The following is a 17,942-nucleotide window of genomic DNA, read 5'->3' on the forward strand; positions in this document are numbered from 1 at the left end:
CGGAACAGACCATGCAACGGCTGTGCCAATCACCGGCGAAAGATCGGAACGTTTGAGATTTCCAAGCTCTGTCAGTCGGTTAATGTATTAGCCGCAGGAGATGAACCTCGCCTGCCAGGTTTGAAATGAGAAAAGATCACTCGTATCAGCCTAAGTTTTACTCATATACAGGCCAATGCCCGAATTTTGAGCAGCATCATATGAGCGCTGGCGAGGATTGCAGCGCCGCAGCGAAATGGGGCAAGTTCGAACCCTTAAACGAGCGACGCCATGGCCTTCCGAACGTCTTGCATTTTCATCACCATGCTTCTGTTGGCGACGACGACCGTAGCGCGCGCCGGCTTCAGCGACGGCAAGCTGCCGGACGGCTCCTATCATTGCGAAGTCTATCTGCTGGGCATGTTCCTCAGCCTCGGCGACATTACCATCAAGGGAAACGTCTATAGCGGTCCGGTTAGCTTCGGCACCGCGCCGCAGAGTTATAACTACCAGATGGATGCAGACGGGGTGATTACCTGGCTGGGTCCGCTGGGCGGCTACACCAGCGGTGGCAACTCGATCTCGCTTACGCAAGCGACGCTGGAAAGCGGAACCACCCCGTCCTTCGACATCATCATGAAGCAGCCAGACGGCGCCTTTACCGCCTCGACCTGCACGAAGCGTTGAAAAGTACGGAACCTGGCGAGCTTCCCTACTCCGAAGTAGAAGCCGCCTAGCTCTCCGCCGCCATGTCGAGCGCCAGCCGGGTCATATCGGTGAAAAGCCCCTGGCGTTCGGAATAGTCGGTCTGCTCGCCGGTTGCCACATTGTCGACGACGGTCAGGATGGACAGCGCCCGGGCGCCGAAATCGGCCGCAATGCGGTAGAGTGCGCTGGTTTCCATATCCACGGCGAGCGCCCCCTGTGCCTGTGCTTCGGCAAAGCGTTCGCGCCCCAGCGGATGATAAAAAATATCGCTGCAGATCGTCAGTCCGGCCCGATGGTCGATGCCGAGTTCCGAAGCGCGGGCCAACGCCTGGGCCAACAATGCAGGATCGGGGCCGGCATCGGCACGATAGAGCCCAAAAACCTGGCCGCTCTCCGCATTTTCGCCGCGCACCGATTGTGCGATCACCAGGCTGCGCAGCGCCATCTCGGCGGTCAGGCCACCGCAGGTGCCGGTGCGGATCAACGTTTTCGCACCGTAGAAGTCCAGTAGCTCGTGCACGTAGACCAGGAATGACGGGACGCCGATGCCGGTGGACTGGACGCTGACAGGCTTGCCGCGAAACAACCCGGTAAAGCCGAGCGCGCCGCGGCGGCGGTTGACGCAGCGCGGCGCTTCCAGAAAGGTCTCCGCCATCCATTCAGCGCGCTGCGGGTCGCCCGGCAGCAGCACCGTGCTTGCGTAGTCGCCTTTGCTAGCCTCGTTGTGTGGCGTCACGGCATGCTTTCCAAAACCCGTCGCCCGTTTCGCCTGTAATCATGGCAGTCTCACGACAATGCGCAAGCGGAGCGTTGGAAGGGTCAGGATTCCAGCATGTCCTTTACGATCGTGGCCAATTGCTTGAGCGAAAACGGCTTCGGCAAGAAGCCGAAATGCGCGTCGGCCGGCAAGTTCTTGGCGAACGCGTCTTCGGCATAGCCGGACACGAAGATAAACTTGATGTCGGGCTGCCGTTTGCGCAATTCGCCAAGCAGCGTCGGGCCATCCATTTCCGGCATCACCACGTCCGACACCACGACATCGACCTTGCCGCCGAGCGCTTCGTAGACTTCAAGCGCCTCGACGCCCGACGACGCCTCGTGGACGGTGTAGCCGCGCGATTTCAGCGCCCGCATGCCGCCCATGCGCACGGCGTCCTCGTCTTCAACCAGCAGCACCGTGGCCGAGCCCGACAGATCCTTGGCTGAGTCGGTGATCTTGGCAGGGGCGGCCGGCACTTCTCCAGCCTCGCCCGCCTTCCTTGCCTCCGCAATGTGCCGCGGCAGGAAGATGCGGAACACGGATCCCTTGCCGACTTCGGAATCGCAGAAGATGAAGCCGCCTGTCTGCTTGATGATGCCATAGACCATGGACAGGCCGAGTCCGGTTCCCTTGCCAACCTCCTTTGTCGTGAAGAAGGGCTCGAAGATCTTTTTCAGCACATCAGGCGCGATGCCGCTGCCGCTGTCCTCGACCTCGACCAGCACATAGTCGGCCGGAGTAAGTTCGCGGTAGGAAAAGGTCTTGCACTCTCCGGCGCTGACGTTGCGGGTGCGCACCGTGAGGTCGCCGCCGGCCGGCATCGCATCGCGCGCATTGACCACCAGATTGACCACCACTTGCTCGAACTGCCCGATATCGACCCTGACCGGCCACAGGTCGCGGCCATGGTCGATCTTGAGCTTGATATCGTTGCCGATCAGCCGGGCAAGCAGCATTCTGAGATCGGCGAGCACGTCGGTCAGGTTGAGCACCTCCGGCCGCAGCGTCTGCTTGCGCGAGAAGGCCAGCAACTGCCGCACCAGCGAGGCCGCCCGGTTGGCATTCTGCTTGATGTTCATGATGTCCGGGAACGACGGATCGGACGGCCGGTGGTTGGTCAACAGCAGGTCCGAGGCCATGATGATGGCGGTCAGCACATTGTTGAAATCATGCGCGATGCCGCCGGCGAGTTGGCCGACCGCCTGCATCTTCTGGCTCTGCGCCATCTGGCCCTCGAGGGCCTTTTGCTCAGTGGTCTCGACGGCATAGACGATGGCCGATTCCTCGGCGCCCTCGCCACCGGTACCGTCTGCGACCGCGTTGACGTAGAAGCGTATGTGGCGCTCCTCATTGCCGGGCAGCACCGTATCGATCGGCTCGATGTCAGCCTGTTGCTGGCGTGCCTTTTCGAAGGCCGCGGCGAAAGCCGGCCGGTCGCGCTCGTGGATCACCGTATCCAGCCGCACACGCCGATCGACCGCGTCGCGGTCGACGACCGAGGAAAACAGCGACAGGAATGGCGCATTGGTGCGCAGGATGCGGCCGGCATGGTCGACGCCGGCTATCGCCATCGGCGTCGAGTTGAAGAACCGCGTGAAGCGTATTTCCGATGCGCGGAGGTCGGCCGAAGCGTCCTCGCCTTGCGTCCGGTTGAGCACGATGGTGCGAGTCGGGCCGTTGAGCCCCTCTCGGCTGGCCGAGACACGATGCATGAAGCGCACCGGCAGCGCCTCGCCGGTCATCGTCGTCAGATCGAGGTCGATAACGGCATTGCGTGTGGTACCAGCGTCGGCCTTGACTGAACGGACCAGCGCCATGCCGTCGCCGGCGACGATCTCCGGCAACGTGATTGCGCCGGGAGTGAAGCTGGCCAGGTCGATGCCCAGCCACTCCGCAAGGGTCGCGTTGATATAGGTGACGCGGCCTTCCTGGTCGGCCGAAAAGAAACCGGCCGGCGCATGGTCGAGGTGATCGATCGCCTTTTGCAGGTCGAGAAAGAACCGCTCCTGCTCGGCCCGTTCCCGCGAGATATCGGCAAGCTGCCAGGCAAGCATGGGCAGCCGCTGGCCGGGAACGCTGAAGGCGCGGGCCCGAACGCGGTACCAGCGCGCGCCCGGTTCGGCGCCTGGCCGAATGGACTGCGCGAGCCGAAACTCGCCGTCGCCCGGCTGGCCGTCCCGCAGGCCGGACGCCAGCCGGTATATGGTCACCGAGGCCTCGGGAACGTCTGAAAGCAAACCTTCGACGGTCTTGAGGTCGGCGGCCGACTCGGCACCCGTCATATCGGCATAGGTCCGGTTGGCGTAGATGATACGGCCTTTGGTGTCGGTGACCAGGAGACCTTGCGACATCGAATCGACGAAAGCTTTCGACAGTTCGTCGCTTGTCGAGCGCGGCGTGATGTGCACGAAGCCGATCGCAGTGGCGAATAGAAAGCCGACGCCGATCATCGCCAGCACGCCAAGCATGCCAAGCAGGAATGGATCGCCAAGGCGCTCGCGGAAAAGGCCGAAGACGATCGCTGCCCCAGTCAGGACGACGATGAAGACGATGAGCCGGGTGACCGCTCCCGGTCGCGTGTTCTGGTCGACGATAGGTACCGGATAGAAATCGCCGCGCGCTTCCTTGGCCATGTGCCCCCTGCTCGTGAATTCCGGTGTCGGTTGAATCATATTCTCAGGGTTGGGAAAAGGCCCGGCTGCAGATGTCCGCTAAAAATGACGCCGTTCGGCTCCCGGCGTTTCAAGCTGTTCACGAAGCGTGAAAGGCAACTTGCGGTGGCCTGCCGCAACAGTCTAGTGTCGCTTCTCTTCGAAAGCTGATTTTGGGGGAACCAATGCTGCAATGGCTGGATGGCGTGGCGGGTCCTGGTTATGCCGCAGCAATCCTATGGACGTTTGCAGTACTTGTCCTTCTGCTCATCATTCTTCTTATCATCAGGCTGATCCGCAGCCTGACGTTCGGGACATTCGTCGCCGGCGGCAGGAACCGCAAGACGCGGCTGGCTGTCATGGATGCCACAGCGGTCGACAGTCACCGGCGGCTGGTGCTGGTGCGCCGTGACGATATCGAGCACCTGCTCTTGATCGGTGGTCCGACCGACGTCGTCGTCGAGCGCGACATCAGGCTCTCGGCGTTGCGGCGCCCGGCATTGACCGGAGACAACGGCCACCAGCCGGCAGCAAGGTCTGCTTCGACCACAGCCGCGCCGGTGAGGCAAGCGCCACCGCAGCCGGCAAGCGTAACCGCGACCCCTGTCCGAGCCCGCCAGACGGCGACGATGCCGGCAACAATGCCGGCGCCGGCGCCGAAACCGGCATCGAACGTCACGCCGTTGCCAAGTTATGGATCCGTCAACGCCAGTGCCTCGCGGCATGCGCAGCCGCCGGCAAGACAGGACTCCCCGGCAAGATACGAGCCGCCGGCACAGCACGAGTCGATTGACGATGCGCTGATGAAGGAGCTGGAGGTTTCCCTCGACGAGCCACGCTTCAGCCAAACGCCGAGCAAGCCGGTGGCGAAGGCATCACCCTCTCTCGACGACGAGATGACGAAGCTCCTCGGCGAGTTGTCCAATCAGAAAAGATAGGCCGATAGCGAACGGCCAATGAAAATGGCCGGAAAACCGGCCATTGTGAACGCTTTACCGATGCCGCTGTTTTTCCCGGCGACTCAGTCGTCGCGGTAGACCTTCTCGCGCCGCTCATGGCGCTCCTGTGCCTCGATCGACAAGGTGGCGATCGGGCGCGCGTCGAGCCGCTTCAGCGCGATCGGCTCGCCCGTCTCCTCGCAATAACCGTAAGTGCCTTCGTCAAGGCGCTGGAGGGCCGAATCGATCTTGGAGATGAGTTTTCGCTGGCGATCGCGGGCGCGAAGTTCGATGGCGCGGTCGGTTTCGGAGGAGGCGCGATCGGCGAGGTCGGGGTGGTTGGCGTTTTCCTGCTGCAGGATTTCAAGAGTTTCGCGCGCTTCGCGCAAGATGTCGTTCTTCCAGGTGACGAGCTTCATGCGAAAGTAGGATTTCTGCCGCTCGTTCATGAACGGCTCGTCTTCGGAGGGTACGTAATCGGCGGTAACGATGTCGTTCATTCGACTCACCCAACAAACCCCAAATTTGGCGCCTATATATTCGCGGACCGAAAGCTGCACAAGGTCAATCGACGACAGTTTCACGCAATTGTTAGTCTCGGACAAAACGGCATCGGCGATGCCCTTTTTGCGAAGAATACGACCGAATCCGTACATGATTCGCTATGCTTGAGGGGCGCTTGCCATTGCGCACGGAGCTCTTCTGATGGCAAATCCTGCGGCGTGCTGACGGGTTCGGTGCCCGGCACAACGGGGATCCGGTGACCAGACTGTACCTGCTGAGGCATGCGAAGGCCGGCTGGGCGCTGCCTGGCGTGGCTGACTTCGACCGCCCGCTCGATCCATCCGGCTTCGCCGATGCCGAAGCGATGGGCGTTCTGATGCGTTCCCGCAAATACGCACCGGCCCTCACCCTTTGCTCAAGCGCCAAGCGCGCCCGCCAGACGCTGGAAAGCCTGGCTGGCCACACGGACACGGGCCGGGTGCTGTTCTGTGACACCCTCTACAGCGACGATGCCGCCGCGTACCTCACTGCCATCCGGCAGAATGGCGGGCTGGATGCCTTGCTCGTCATCGGCCACAATCCGATGATTGAGGATCTCGCCATGGCGCTCTCGGGCGACGGCGACGAGACCGCGCGGGCCATGCTGAACCACGGCTTCCCGACCTCCGCACTTGCGGTGGTCCGGTTCAACGGCAGACTTGCCGAGGCTGCGCCAGGCACCGGCTATCTCGAAGCCTTCCTGACGCCTGCCGATATCTGAGGCCATTTCAAAGCCGCGCATCAAAGCCTATATCGGATCCTGACCGGCCCGCGAGAACAGATTTGCCATCAGCGCTGACGACTTTTACCGACGAGGCGAAGATTGCCTTGGATACGTTGTCAGGCCGCGCTGCCGGGCTTTTCGCTCCGTCACTGCGTCTTGGCGTGACCGGGCTGTCCCGCGCCGGCAAGACGGTGTTCATCTCGGCCCTTGTGCACAATCTCGTCCATGGCGGACGCTTGCCGCTGTTTGAGGCACAAAAATCGGGGCGCATCGCCAGGGCTTTTCTCGAAGAGCAGCCGGACGACGCGGTCCCACGCTTCCAGTACGAGGATCACATCGCAGCTCTTGTCGACGATCGCGTCTGGCCGGATTCGACGCGTGCGATTTCCGAACTGAGGCTCACCATCGAATACGAATCGGCCTCTGGCTGGAGCCGCATGTTTTCCGCCGGCAAATTGTCGGTCGACATCGTCGATTATCCCGGCGAATGGCTGCTCGACCTGCCGCTGCTCGGCAAGTCCTACGCCGATTTTTCGCGTGAGGCCTTCGAGATGGCCGTGTTGGCGGTGCGTGTCGACCTTTCGCGGGAATGGCGGGCGCTCTCCGATCCGGTCGACCCCAACGCCGAGGCCGACGAGATGACGGCGCGCCGTCTCGCTGAGAGCTTCGCGGCCTATCTCAAGGCCTGTAAACTCGACGAGCGGGCGCTTTCGACCATGCCGCCCGGCCGCTTCCTGATGCCCGGCGATCTTGAAGGCTCGCCCGCTCTCACCTTCGCGCCGCTGCCGAATCTGGGCGGCCGGCGCGCCCGCTCGGGATCGCTGCAGGCTATGATGGAGCGGCGCTACGAGGCTTACAAGACGCATGTCGTCAAACCGTTTTTTCGCGAACACATCACGCGTCTCGACCGCCAGATCGTGCTGATCGACGCATTGCAGGCATTGAATGCCGGCCCCGGTGCGATGGCCGATCTAGAGCGCGCGGTCACCGAAATCCTGTCCTGTTTCCGGCCCGGCCGGGGCAATTTCCTGACCGACCTGTTTTCGAGGCGTATCGACCGTATATTGGTGGCCGCGACCAAGGCCGACCATCTGCACCACGAAAGCCACGACCGGCTGCAGGCGATCGTGCGGCGGCTAGCCGACCGAGCCGTGGCGCGGGCGAATTTCACCGGCGCCGACGTCAACGTCGTCGCTATGGCTGCCATGCGCGCGACCCGGGAAGGCACGGTCAAGCAGGGCCGCGAGACTTTGCCGGTCATTATCGGCATGCCGTTGCGCGGCGAAAAAATCGATGGCGAAACCTTTGACGGAAAGACAGAAACAGCCATATTTCCCGGTGACTTGCCGGAGAAAGTTGATGCGGTGTTCGATGTTTCCGAATCGACCCGCCGGCAGAACGATGACGACCCCGCGATCCGCTTCGTGCGCTTTCGCCCGCCGAAACTCGAGCGCACCGCCGAGGGCGTCACGCTGTCGCTGCCGCATATCAGGCTCGACCGCGCGCTGCAGTTCCTGATCGGAGATCATCTCGCATGAGTGCGCCCCGCAGACCGGCGGCCTTTCGCATCGAGCCGGAGCCCCAGCAGAAGGAAGATTCGACGGCTCACCATACTGCGTCCGGGGCCGCGCCGGCGCGAAAGCCGCGTACCGTGACGGCGGATCTTGCCGTGGTCACACCGGCGGAGATCGACGTCTTCGACGAGCCTGATATCGTCGCCGCCGAACCGCCGCCGGCGATTGCGCCGCGAAAACGTTCGCTGCTTGGCAGCCTGTTCTTCGGCGCGCTGGGCGTTCTGGTTTCGCTCGCCGTCGGCCTCTGGACCGACCAGCTGATTCGCGACCTGTTCGAGCGCGCCGAGTGGCTGGGCTGGCTGGCTGCCGCTATGGCCGCGATCGCCATCCTGGCGCTTCTGATCATCCTCGTGCGCGAATTCATGGCGATTGCCCGCCTTGCCGAGGTCGAAAAGTTGCAGAAGCGGGCGCTCGATGCAATTGCCCGTGACGATCCGAAGGCCGCCCGCGCCGTGGTCGACGAGTTGTCGGTCTTTGTCTCGGCCAAGCCTGAAACCGCGGCCGGCAGGCGCTCGCTGGCCGAATTGCGCGGCGAGATCATTGACGGCGGCAATCTGGTGCGCCTGGCCGAGACCGAGATACTCGGCCCGCTCGATGCCCGCGCCAGGGTGATGATCCTCGAAGCGGCGAAGCGCGTCTCCCTGGTGACCGCGGTCAGCCCCCGCGCGCTGGTCGACGTCGCTTATGTCGTGTTCGAAGCCGGCCGGTTGATTCGCCGGCTGTCGGAACTTTATGGCGGCCGCCCCGGCACGCTTGGCTTTTTTCGCCTGGCGCGCAGCGTTCTGGCCCATCTCGCGGTCACCGGGTCGATCGCCGTCGGCGACAGTTTCGTCCAGCAGATCGTCGGCCACGGCCTTGCCGCCCGGCTCTCGGCCAAGCTCGGCGAAGGCGTCGTCAACGGCATGATGACTGCGCGCATCGGCATTGCAGCGATGGAAACCGCAAGGCCCCTGCCCTTTTACGCGGTCAGGCGGCCCGGATTGGGCGATTTCCTCTCCGCGCTGACCTCCTTTGCAGCAAAGAAAGAAAAAGAAACATCCGCTTCCGGAACGTGACTATTGCCTTGGGGTGACAAAGCATTAACCAATCTTGTCCATGGTCGGAAGCGTCCAAACCAGTCTCTTTGTTGCCGGGTGTCGTCGATGAAAAGCGTTATTCTGTCCAGCGGGCTGCCCGTGGCGCTCGCGCTTGTCGCAACCGTCGGCATTGCCGGAAAGACCTCGGCGGCGGAACCGGACAAGCAGTTCTTTCGGTCGGTCGAAGGCAAATGGGTCGGCCCCGGGGAAATCGTTGCCGGCAAATACAAGGGCACGAAATTCACCTGCAGCTTCATCGGCTCGACGCCTGACGGCAAGGTCGGCATGTCGCTCGACGGCGGCTGTCGGGTAGGCATGTTCACCCAGCAGATGTCGGCAACAATCGAACACAAGGGCCGGCAGGGCTACAAGGGTAGCTTTATGGGCGGGGCCGCCGGCTCCGGCCTCGACATTATCGGCGGCAATGTCGTCGATGCGCACAAGGTGGTTTTCACCATCAATCGCAATCAGTTGCGCGGCGTGATGCAGGCGCTTGTCCCCGACGACAATTCGATGACAGTGACCGTTGCCGTGCGCGTCGACCAGCAGCTGGTCCCGGTCATCGGCATGAAGCTGAAGCGGATCGATGCAGTCGAGGTCGGCTCCATAACTCCGAACTGAGCTTTCAGCGTGAGAAGGGCGGCGGCCAAACGGCGCCGCCCTCTTTTGATTTGCAAATAAGTGCTCAGCCTTTGATCGCGGCAATCACCTCGTCATAGGCCTTGCAGGCCTCGGCTGCTGTCGTGCCGCCCTGATACTTGGTTGTCACCGCCTGAAAGGGCCGCGACTTGATCGTCGCTCGCCCTTCACTGGCCGAAGCCGGGCGTCCTTAGCGCCGGATTGCTGGAACAAGCAACGCGCGGGAGCCCATTATCCTGTTCAGTGCGCCTGCAATATCGCCTTCACAACGCGCCGGATTCGCACTGTTCGATCCGCCCCGAAGCCCCTATCTTGGCCGCTTGTTGCAAGAGAGCGGAACGGCAGGCATGGCGGCAGAGGCATCGAACGGCGATCTGATCCAGGTGGTGGCGCTGCTTGCCGCCGGCGTCGTTGCGGTGCCGATCTTCAGGCGTATCGGACTTGGCTCCATCCTCGGCTATTTGACGGCCGGCGTCGTGATCGGTCCGTTCGGGCTGCGCATTTTTTCCGAATCGGAAGCCATTCTTCATGTCGCCGAACTCGGCGTCGTCATGTTCCTGTTCATTATCGGGCTGGAGATGCAGCCGTCACGGCTATGGGGCATGCGCCGCGAGATCTTCGGGCTTGGCGCGCTGCAGGTCGGCGTCTGCGCGGTCCTGCTGACCGGCGTCGGCCTGGCGGGAGGTTTCCCGATCGCGCAATCCTTCGTCGCCGGCGCCGGTTTCGTACTCACCTCGACGGCAATCGTCATGCAATTGCTGGAAGAACGCGGCGACCTGGCCACGCCCAAGGGCCAGCGCATCGTCTCGGTCCTGCTTTTGGAAGACCTGGCCATCGTGCCGCTGCTGGCGCTGATCGCCTTCCTCGCGCCGGGCGGCGCCGACATGAGCCTGTCGGATCGGTTGACGGAGGTCGGCATCGGCCTTGCCGCGATCGTCGGGCTGGTGCTTGCAGGACGCTATCTGCTCAATCCGTTCTTCCGTATCCTGGCGGACGCGCGCGCCCGTGAGGTGATGACCGCAGCCGCCCTTCTGGTCGTGCTCGGGTCGGCGCTCGCCATGCAGCTTTCCGGCCTGTCGATGGCGATGGGCGCCTTCCTGGCCGGCGTGCTTTTGTCGGAATCGACCTTCCGCCATCAGCTGGAGGCGGACATCGAACCGTTCCGTGGCATTCTGCTCGGACTGTTCTTCCTCGCCGTCGGCATGTCGCTCGACCTGCATGTGGTCGTCGTCAACTGGCAGCTCATTGCCATCTATGTCGTCGCCTACATGATGATGAAGGCGATCGGCATCTATATCGTCGCCCGCATTCTCAAAACCGGCCACCGGGAAGCGCTCGAGCGCGCGGTCTTCATGGCGCAAGGCGGCGAATTCGCCTTCGTCCTCTATTCCGCAGCGGCGGCTGTCGGTATCATCGATAGCCAGGCCAATGCGATGCTGACCGCCATCGTCATCATTTCCATGGTGCTGACGCCCTTAGCGATCATAGCATTGCGGTATCTGACGCCACGCGACGAGCAGTCGCTTGAAGGCGTCGATGTCGCCGAAGGCCTGACCGGCAGCGTGCTGATCATCGGCTTTGGCCGGTTCGGCCAGATCGCCAGCCAGCCGCTTTTGTTGCGCGGGATTGATGTGTCGATCATCGACAATGAGGTCGAGATGATCCAGGCGGCGGCCGATTTCGGCTTCAAGGTCTATTACGGCGACGGCACGCGGCTGGACATCCTGCGTGCCGCGGGAGCCGGGCGCGCACGCGCCGTGCTGATCTGCGTTGACAAGCCCGATGCCGCCGTGCGCATCGCCGAGCTCATCAAGGCGGAGTTTCCGTTGCTGACGGTGCTGGCGCGGGCTTTCGACCGCGGCACGGCATTGCAGCTCATTCGTGCCGGCGTCGACTATCAGCTCCGCGAGACGTTCGAATCGGCGCTTGTCTTCGGCGGCTCGACACTGGAAGCTCTCGGCGTCGATCCGGAAGAGGTCGCCGAGGTAGTCGAGGACGTCCGCCGCCGCGATGCTGCCCGTTTCGAACTTCAACAGGCAGAAGGCATCCGCGCCGGGCGGCGCTTCCTCAAAGGCAATATCGGCACCCCCATCCCGACGCCGCTCAGCACGCCACGGCGCGTGGGCCAGGCGCTCAACGAGGAGACGGCCGGCGTGCTGCAGAAATCCGAGCCGGCCGATTAAACGTTGGAAAGACGCGAATGATGAACGAACTGGACGAGCGCGCTGTCTCCATCACCAGATTCTGGCGCGACGCCGGGGAGGACGCGTGGTTCGAGAAGAACGACGCCTTTGATGCCGACTTCCGCACCCGGTTTCTCGATCTGCACTTTGCCGCCGCCCGCCGCGAATGCGACGGCTGGTCCGAACACGCCGAAGGGTCGCTGGCACTGATGATCCTGCTCGACCAGTTTCCGCGAAACTGCTTTCGCGCCACCGGCCACATGTACGCCACGGACCCGCTGGCGCGGCATTTCGCCGGGAAAGCGATCGCTGCCGGCCATGACCTGGCACTCGACGAAGAGCTCCGCGTTTTTCTCTATCTGCCCTATGAGCATTCGGAGGACCTCGCCGATCAGCTCAAATCGGTAGAGCTTACCGCCGCCAAAGCCCCGATCTATCTGAAATATGCGATCGAGCATCGCGACATCATCCAGCGCTTCGGCCGCTTTCCGCATCGAAACAGGATGCTTGGCCGCGAGACGACACCGGACGAACAAATGTTCCTCGACGGAGGTGGGTTCTCCGGCTGATTTCAGGCACCGATGGCGACAGCATCAGGTTTTCCACCAATCCCGGCCTGACGCCAGCCGTTCAATGCCCGATGTGTCGACGGCGGCCAGCCGCTCCGATACGCTCTTGCCGTCGACCACAAGCTCCGGCGCAATTTCTGCCAGCGGCGCCAGCACGAAGGCGCGCTCCAGCATGCGCGGATGCGGCACCTCCAGTCCGGTCTCGTGGATGATGCGGTCGCCGAACACCAGAATGTCGATATCGATCAGGCGTGGACCCCAGCGCTCCTCGCGCACCCGCTTCAGTTTTCGCTCGGCGTCGAGGCAAAGGTCGAGCAAAGCCCGCGGCGCGAGCGCGGTCGAGATTTCGGCCGCCGCGTTGAGGAAATCCGGCTGATCGAGCTTGCCCCAGGGCGGCGTGCGGTAGAGCGACGAAACGGCAACGACGCGTGTTCTCTCGTTGGCATCCAGAATGCCCAGTGCCGCAGCCATCGACTTCGCCGGATCACCGAGATTGCCGCCAAGGCTGAGATAGACGGTGTTGTTGTTGTTGTTACTATTCTGGCCAGACAACGGTCACCTCGACATGATCGAGCACACCCGGCACCGGGGCGTTCGGCTTGCGCACGGTGATCTCGGCCTTCTTGATCTGCGGAAACCGCGCCGTCAGCGCCCTCGCCACTTCGAGCGCCAGCGCTTCGATCAGAAAGCGCCGTTCGCCGGTAATGATCTTCTCGATGACCGCAAAGGCGATGCCGTAATTGACGGTGTCCTCAATGGAATCCTCGACCAGCGCCCGCCCGGGATCCACCATGAGTGCCGCATCGACATAAAAGCGCTGGCCGAGCGTCTCTTCTTCGTCCAGCACACCGTGCCGGGCAAAGAAGGCGCAGTTCTTCATGCGGATGACATACATGGCTCAGCTTTCCCCGATCTCACGTGCCAGCATAGCATCGGCGATGGCCAGCGCATCCACGTTGATTGCGACATCGTGGACGCGAAAGAGATGCGCGCCTTTGAGCCTCAGGATGACGCTGGTGGCCGCGGTCCCGGCGCCTCTTGCGGCTGCGTCGCGGCCGGTGACGGTGCCGATAAAGCGCTTTCGCGATGTGCCGGCCATCAGTGGAAAACCCAGCGCATGAAGCTCGGAAAACCGTGCCATCAGGTCAAGATTTTCCGCTGCCGTCTCCTTGGCAAAGCCGAAGCCCGGATCGAGCACGATATGATCGTCGGCAACACCGCTCCGCCGCGCGATTTCCAGCGACTTCCTGAGGAAGAAGAGCTGATCGGCAATCACGTCGGGCAGTTTCTGCCGGTCCCGTCCCGTGTGCATGACGACAAGGCCAGCGCCGGTTTCGGCCGCGACGCGGGCAATGCCCGGCTCGCGCTGCAGGCCCCAGACGTCATTGACGATATGCGCGCCGACTTGGACGGCAAGCCGGGCCGTATCCTCGCGATAGGTATCGACCGAGATCAGCGTTCCGCCGGCCTTCACCAGCGCCTCGATGACGGGCAGTATGCGGGTTTGTTCCTCCTTTGCGGAGACCGCAGACGCCCCGGGACGTGTCGATTCTCCGCCGATGTCGATGACAGAGGCCCCCTCCTCGACCATGCGGCGCGCCTGGGCCACTGCTTTTTCCGGCGCATCGAACAGGCCGCCGTCGGAAAAACTGTCCGGCGTGATGTTGAGGATGCCGACGACCACGGCCTTGCCGCCAAGGTCGAGATGGCGTCCGTGCGCCAACTGCCATCGCCCTGTCATCATTGCCCATCAACCATGTTCGATCCCGCGGCGTGGCGGGGGATCAATTCCGTTGCGCCGAGGACGGCGGTAAAGCAAGGTGGGCAAAGAGGCAACACGATGAAACGATCCCTCCTTTGCGCCCTGGTGCTCGCCCTGACCGCATTCCCGGCCGGCGCTGCAACGCTCGTCAAGACATATAGTTATTTCCCGATCGGCGGCAGGACGCTCGACGACATCGAGACCCAGCTGTCGAAACTCGGGCCTCAGGTGAAAAGCACCGGGTCGCGGCATCCGGGAGCTACCCAGATGGCGTTCACCACCCGCGTCAGCTATGCGCAAAAGCCGGGCTCGTGCTGGATTGCCGACGCTGTCGTCACCGTCAAGGTCAAGGTCATCCTTCCTGAGTGGCGCCGCCCGCGCAAAGCCGATGCCGGCGTCAGGCTGTTCTGGGATACGTTGTCCGCCGACATCAAGCGCCATGAGGAACGCCACGTCGAGATTGCGAAGAACCACGGCCGCGAACTAGAAGACGCCTTGAAGGCGAGCTACCCGGAAAAGACCTGCGAACTGGCAAAGACCAAGGCCGCAAAAATCACTGCGGCCATGCTTGCCAAACACGACCAGGACCAGATGCGCTTCGATCGTGTCGAAAGCGCCAATTTCCAAAGCCGCATCCTGCGGCTTTTGCACTATCGCATCGAGCGCATTGAGAACGGCCGGCTCTCTCCCGGCTGAACTCCGCGTCGTCGGGCAAAGCCAATTTTGCCGAAACATAGTGCCAGCTTCGGAAAACTTTCGAGCCGCTGTCGAAATCGGCCTATAGCGAACGACATATGCCAGGTTCGCAGGGATCAGCCTCCGGCAACGCCAATCGGCGTACTAGATGCTTCCCAGCCCGTCGCGGACGGGCACGCAGGCATAATGGATGAACGGATATGGACCAGGCTGTCGACAAGCAAACGATGGTGGAAACCAGCGCGCCGCTGACCGAAACCGAGAAAAACGCCATCATCGGCGGCGTGCTTTTGTCGATGCTGCTGGCGGCGCTCGACCAGACCATCGTCGCGCCGGCGATGCCGACGATGGCACGTCTGCTCGGGCATGCCGAATATCTGCCATGGATCGTGACCGGCTATCTTCTGACCGCGACCGCCGTGGCGCCGCTCTACGGCAAGATCTCCGATATTTATGGTCGCCGGCCGACCGTCTATGCTGCAATCCTGATCTTTCTCGCCGGCTCGCTGGTCAGCGCCACGGCCCCCAACATGCTGGTCCTGGTTGTCGGCCGGGCGATCCAGGGCGCCGGCGGCGGCGGTCTGTTCGCCCTGACGCAGACCGTGATCGGCGACCTCGTGCCGCCGCGCGAGCGGGCCCGCTACGCCGCCTGGATCTCGGGCACATGGGCCGTCGCCAGCATCGCCGGGCCGCTGCTCGGCGGCACCTTCGCCGAACATCTGCATTGGTCGCTGATCTTCTGGATCAACATTCCGCTCGGCCTGCTGGCCATGGCGATCATCAACAACCCGCTCAAGAAGCTGCCGATCGCCGCAAAACATCACCGCATCGACGGCCTCGGCGCGCTGCTTCTGGTCGCGGCCACCTCGCTGCTGCTGCTTGCCTTGAACTGGGGCGGCAGCGAGTATCCGTGGCTGTCGCCTGAAATCCTTGGACTGCTCGCCTGCTCGGCGGTGTTCTGGAGCGCGTTCGCGCTGCGGCTCATGCGCGCGGCCGAACCGCTGATCTCGCTCGAAGTGCTCGGCAATCCGATCGTTCTCGCCGGCACATTGTCGATGTTCCTGCTGCAGGCCGCCAATGTCGGCTTGTCGGTCTATCTGCCGGTCTACCTGCAATCGGTCGTCGGCCTGTCGGTCAGTCAATCGGGCACCGCGTTGCTTGGGCTGATGCTCGGCACGGTGGCCGGTGCGACATTCAGCGCGCGAATGATCCCGCGCTTTTTCCACTATAAGCGCATTGCCATGATCGGAACTGTTTTCTCGATCCTGTGCCTCGGCGTGCTCAGCCTGGTCGCCGGCCATGCCTCACTGTTACTCGTCGAGGTGTTGACGACCTGCGTAGGCCTGGGCACAGGCACGACCTTTCCGGTTGCCACCGTCTCGGTCCAGAACGCCGTCGATCGCATGCACCTTGGCGTGGCGACCGGCGTTCTCACCTTCCTCCGCTCGCTGGGCAGTGCGCTCGGCGTCGCCATGCTTGGTGCCGTCGCCCTTGGTTACGGCCTGCCGCTGGCCAGCGAAGGCACGCAGCCGGCCAGCCATATCGCCTCGGCCATGCCGTTCGTGATGATCTTTCTTGCCGCGGCCGCGATCTTGCTGTTGTCGCTCATCACGCTCTGGCTGATGCCGGAGAAAACGCTTCGCGGCCATGCCGAAGCTGTGGCTCCAGCCCTGGCGGAGTAGACCGGCCCGACAAAAATATGGCGAGGTTCAGTCGACCACGCCGAGCTTCTTCTGCAGACTGGTTGACGAGGTCGTATACTGAAAAACGATGCGCTCGCCGGGGCTGACGATGCGCTTGGCCGCTTGCGCCATCAAGGCGACCTCGTGGAAGCCCGACAGGATCAGCTTCAGCTTGCCGGGGTACCAGTTGATGTCGCCGACGGCGAAGATGCCGGGCACCGACGTCTGGAATTTTTCGGTGTCGACCGGGATCAGGTTCTCGTGGAGGTTGAGGCCCCATTCGGCGACTGGGCCGAGCTTCATCGTCAGGCCGAAGAACGGCAGCATCCGCGTACACGGCACTTCGATATCGCCCTCCGGCCCCTTGATGGTGGCGGAGGCGAGCCGGCCGTCGGCGCCGGCCAGGCCAGTCACCTGTCCGACCTGGAATTCCAGTTGCTTCATCTCCTGCATGGCATACATCTTGTTGACGCTGTCGGGTGCTGCACGGAATTCGGGCCGCCGGTGCACCAGTGTCACGCTCTTGGCCACCGGCTGCAGGTTCAGCGTCCAGTCGAGCGCCGAATCGCCGCCGCCGACGATGACGAGGTCATGGCCGCGAAAGTCCTCCATCCGGCGCACCGAGTAGAACACGCTCTTGCCTTCATAAGGTTCGATGCCTGGGATCGGCGGCCGCTTCGGCTGGAAAGAGCCGCCGCCGGCGGCGATCACCACAATTTTGGCTTCGAACACCTCGTTTTCGTCGGTGGTGACGCGGAAGCTGCCGTCGTCCAGCCTTTCCAGGCCCGAAACCATGCGGTTATAGGTGAATTCGGGCTTGAACGGCGCGATCTGCTCAAGCAGCTTGTCGACCAGACCTTGTGCCGAGATCGAGGGCCAGCCCGGAATGTCGTAGATCGGCTTTTCCGGGTAGAGTTCGGCACACTGCCCGCCGGGCCGGTCGAGTATGTCGATCAGATGGCACTTCATGTCGAAGAGGCCGAGCTCGAACACCGCAAACAGGCCGACGGGCCCTGCCCCGACAATGAGTACGTCTGTCTTGTTGATAGCCGTCATGAAGCATGCGCCTTTATGGGAAAACGCGCGACACTGCATGACCATTCGCCCGCTGCCAAGCGGCAGCGGCAAAAATCGGTTTCAGCCCTGGCGGGCCGGCACGCGCACGACCAGCCCGTCGAGGGCGTCGCGCACCTTGATCTGGCATGACAGCCGCGAGTTCGGCTGGACCTCGTAGGCGAAATCCAGCATGTCCTCTTCCATGGCTTCCGGCTCGCCGACCTCCGCCGTCCAGGCTTCGTCGACATAAACATGGCAGGTCGCGCAGGCGCAGGCGCCACCGCATTCCGCTTCTATTCCCGGCACCGCATTGCGGATCGCATTTTCCATGACGGTCGAGCCGTTTTCGGCATCCACGTCAAAATGCGTGCCGTCATGGGCGATGAAGGTCAGTTTGGTCAT

18 protein-coding genes are annotated in these 17,942 nt (G+C 62.8%); 10 read left to right on the forward strand and 8 right to left on the reverse strand.

Annotation, left to right across the window (positions count from 1 at the left end):
- Window positions 1-270 precede the first annotated feature (270 nt).
- Window positions 271-666, forward strand: a complete 396-nt coding sequence (locus tag NKI08_RS00695) for a hypothetical protein (RefSeq protein WP_352502497.1) — start codon at window positions 271-273, stop codon at window positions 664-666.
- A gap of 46 nt (window positions 667-712) precedes the next feature.
- Here the strand turns inward: NKI08_RS00695 and NKI08_RS00700 are convergent, their stop codons facing one another.
- Both NKI08_RS00700 and cckA read right to left on the reverse strand, forming a co-directional pair.
- Window positions 713-1,423 carry a purine-nucleoside phosphorylase gene (locus NKI08_RS00700; RefSeq protein ID WP_352766670.1) on the reverse strand — a complete coding sequence of 237 codons (711 nt, stop codon included), beginning with the start codon at window positions 1,421-1,423 and terminating at the stop codon, window positions 713-715.
- Window positions 1,424-1,506: 83 nt separating this feature from the next.
- Window positions 1,507-4,080, reverse strand: a complete 2,574-nt coding sequence (gene cckA, locus NKI08_RS00705) for a cell cycle histidine kinase CckA (RefSeq protein WP_352766672.1) — start codon at window positions 4,078-4,080, stop codon at window positions 1,507-1,509.
- 203 nt (window positions 4,081-4,283) lie between these two features.
- Here cckA and NKI08_RS00710 point away from each other — a divergent pair, with 203 nt between their 5' ends.
- Window positions 4,284-5,036 carry a hypothetical protein gene (locus NKI08_RS00710; protein WP_352502494.1) on the forward strand — a complete coding sequence of 251 codons (753 nt, stop codon included), beginning with the start codon at window positions 4,284-4,286 and terminating at the stop codon, window positions 5,034-5,036.
- A gap of 83 nt (window positions 5,037-5,119) precedes the next feature.
- On the opposite strand, the gene dksA is transcribed toward NKI08_RS00710, so the two are convergent.
- Window positions 5,120-5,536, reverse strand: a complete 417-nt coding sequence (gene dksA / locus NKI08_RS00715; RefSeq protein WP_023674847.1) for an RNA polymerase-binding protein DksA — start codon at window positions 5,534-5,536, stop codon at window positions 5,120-5,122.
- A gap of 260 nt (window positions 5,537-5,796) precedes the next feature.
- Between dksA and NKI08_RS00720 the strand changes: the two genes are divergently transcribed.
- The 6 genes from NKI08_RS00720 (at window position 5,797) to NKI08_RS00745 (ending at window position 12,344) form a co-directional block, all read left to right on the forward strand.
- Window positions 5,797-6,300 carry a SixA phosphatase family protein gene (locus NKI08_RS00720; protein WP_352471715.1) on the forward strand — a complete coding sequence of 168 codons (504 nt, stop codon included), beginning with the start codon at window positions 5,797-5,799 and terminating at the stop codon, window positions 6,298-6,300.
- Between the two features lie 62 nt (window positions 6,301-6,362).
- Window positions 6,363-7,841, forward strand: coding sequence for a YcjX family GTP-binding protein (locus tag NKI08_RS00725; RefSeq protein ID WP_352766674.1), 1,479 nt, complete (start codon window positions 6,363-6,365; stop codon window positions 7,839-7,841).
- Complete coding sequence (locus tag NKI08_RS00730; protein WP_352471717.1) at window positions 7,838-8,932, forward strand: YcjF family protein; 1,095 nt, start codon at window positions 7,838-7,840, stop codon at window positions 8,930-8,932. The genes NKI08_RS00725 and NKI08_RS00730 overlap by 4 nt, the downstream gene beginning before the upstream one ends.
- Before the next feature lie 87 nt (window positions 8,933-9,019).
- Window positions 9,020-9,574, forward strand: a complete 555-nt coding sequence (locus NKI08_RS00735) for a hypothetical protein (protein ID WP_023674843.1) — start codon at window positions 9,020-9,022, stop codon at window positions 9,572-9,574.
- Window positions 9,575-9,939: 365 nt separating this feature from the next.
- Window positions 9,940-11,775: a monovalent cation:proton antiporter-2 (CPA2) family protein gene (locus NKI08_RS00740; protein ID WP_352682898.1), complete on the forward strand. Its 1,836-nt coding sequence runs from the start codon at window positions 9,940-9,942 to the stop codon at window positions 11,773-11,775.
- A 20-nt stretch (window positions 11,776-11,795) separates the two neighbouring features.
- A complete protein-coding gene (locus NKI08_RS00745) occupies window positions 11,796-12,344 on the forward strand; it encodes a DUF924 family protein (RefSeq protein WP_352448961.1) in 549 nt (182 codons plus the stop codon).
- A gap of 24 nt (window positions 12,345-12,368) precedes the next feature.
- On the opposite strand, the gene folK is transcribed toward NKI08_RS00745, so the two are convergent.
- Genes folK through folP form a run of 3 tightly spaced genes read right to left on the reverse strand, consistent with a single transcriptional unit; the run spans window position 12,369 to window position 14,088 of the window.
- Entirely contained in the window at window positions 12,369-12,896 is a 528-nt protein-coding gene (gene folK, locus NKI08_RS00750; protein WP_352766677.1) for a 2-amino-4-hydroxy-6-hydroxymethyldihydropteridine diphosphokinase, read from the reverse strand.
- Complete coding sequence (gene folB / locus NKI08_RS00755; RefSeq protein WP_352471721.1) at window positions 12,880-13,239, reverse strand: dihydroneopterin aldolase; 360 nt, start codon at window positions 13,237-13,239, stop codon at window positions 12,880-12,882. Before folB ends, folK begins: the two co-directional genes overlap by 17 nt.
- 3 nt (window positions 13,240-13,242) lie before the next feature.
- A complete protein-coding gene (gene folP, locus NKI08_RS00760) occupies window positions 13,243-14,088 on the reverse strand; it encodes a dihydropteroate synthase (RefSeq protein ID WP_352766679.1) in 846 nt (281 codons plus the stop codon).
- A gap of 96 nt (window positions 14,089-14,184) precedes the next feature.
- Here folP and NKI08_RS00765 point away from each other — a divergent pair, with 96 nt between their 5' ends.
- Together NKI08_RS00765 and NKI08_RS00770 are read left to right on the forward strand one after the other, a co-directional pair.
- On the forward strand, window positions 14,185-14,802 hold the full coding sequence (locus NKI08_RS00765) for a DUF922 domain-containing Zn-dependent protease (RefSeq protein ID WP_352766681.1): 618 nt from the start codon (window positions 14,185-14,187) through the stop codon (window positions 14,800-14,802).
- A gap of 200 nt (window positions 14,803-15,002) precedes the next feature.
- Window positions 15,003-16,484 carry an MDR family MFS transporter gene (locus NKI08_RS00770; RefSeq protein ID WP_352766683.1) on the forward strand — a complete coding sequence of 494 codons (1,482 nt, stop codon included), beginning with the start codon at window positions 15,003-15,005 and terminating at the stop codon, window positions 16,482-16,484.
- Window positions 16,485-16,511: 27 nt separating this feature from the next.
- Here the strand turns inward: NKI08_RS00770 and NKI08_RS00775 are convergent, their stop codons facing one another.
- Together NKI08_RS00775 and NKI08_RS00780 are read right to left on the reverse strand one after the other, a co-directional pair.
- A complete protein-coding gene (locus NKI08_RS00775) occupies window positions 16,512-17,540 on the reverse strand; it encodes an NAD(P)/FAD-dependent oxidoreductase (RefSeq protein WP_352766685.1) in 1,029 nt (342 codons plus the stop codon).
- Window positions 17,541-17,621: 81 nt separating this feature from the next.
- The gene (locus NKI08_RS00780) at window positions 17,622-17,942 is read right to left on the reverse strand and encodes a 2Fe-2S iron-sulfur cluster-binding protein (RefSeq protein ID WP_023674833.1); all 321 of its coding nucleotides are present in this window, start codon (window positions 17,940-17,942) and stop codon (window positions 17,622-17,624) included.

Source organism: Mesorhizobium sp. M0768, from assembly GCF_040320195.1.
Classification (GTDB): domain Bacteria; phylum Pseudomonadota; class Alphaproteobacteria; order Rhizobiales; family Rhizobiaceae; genus Mesorhizobium.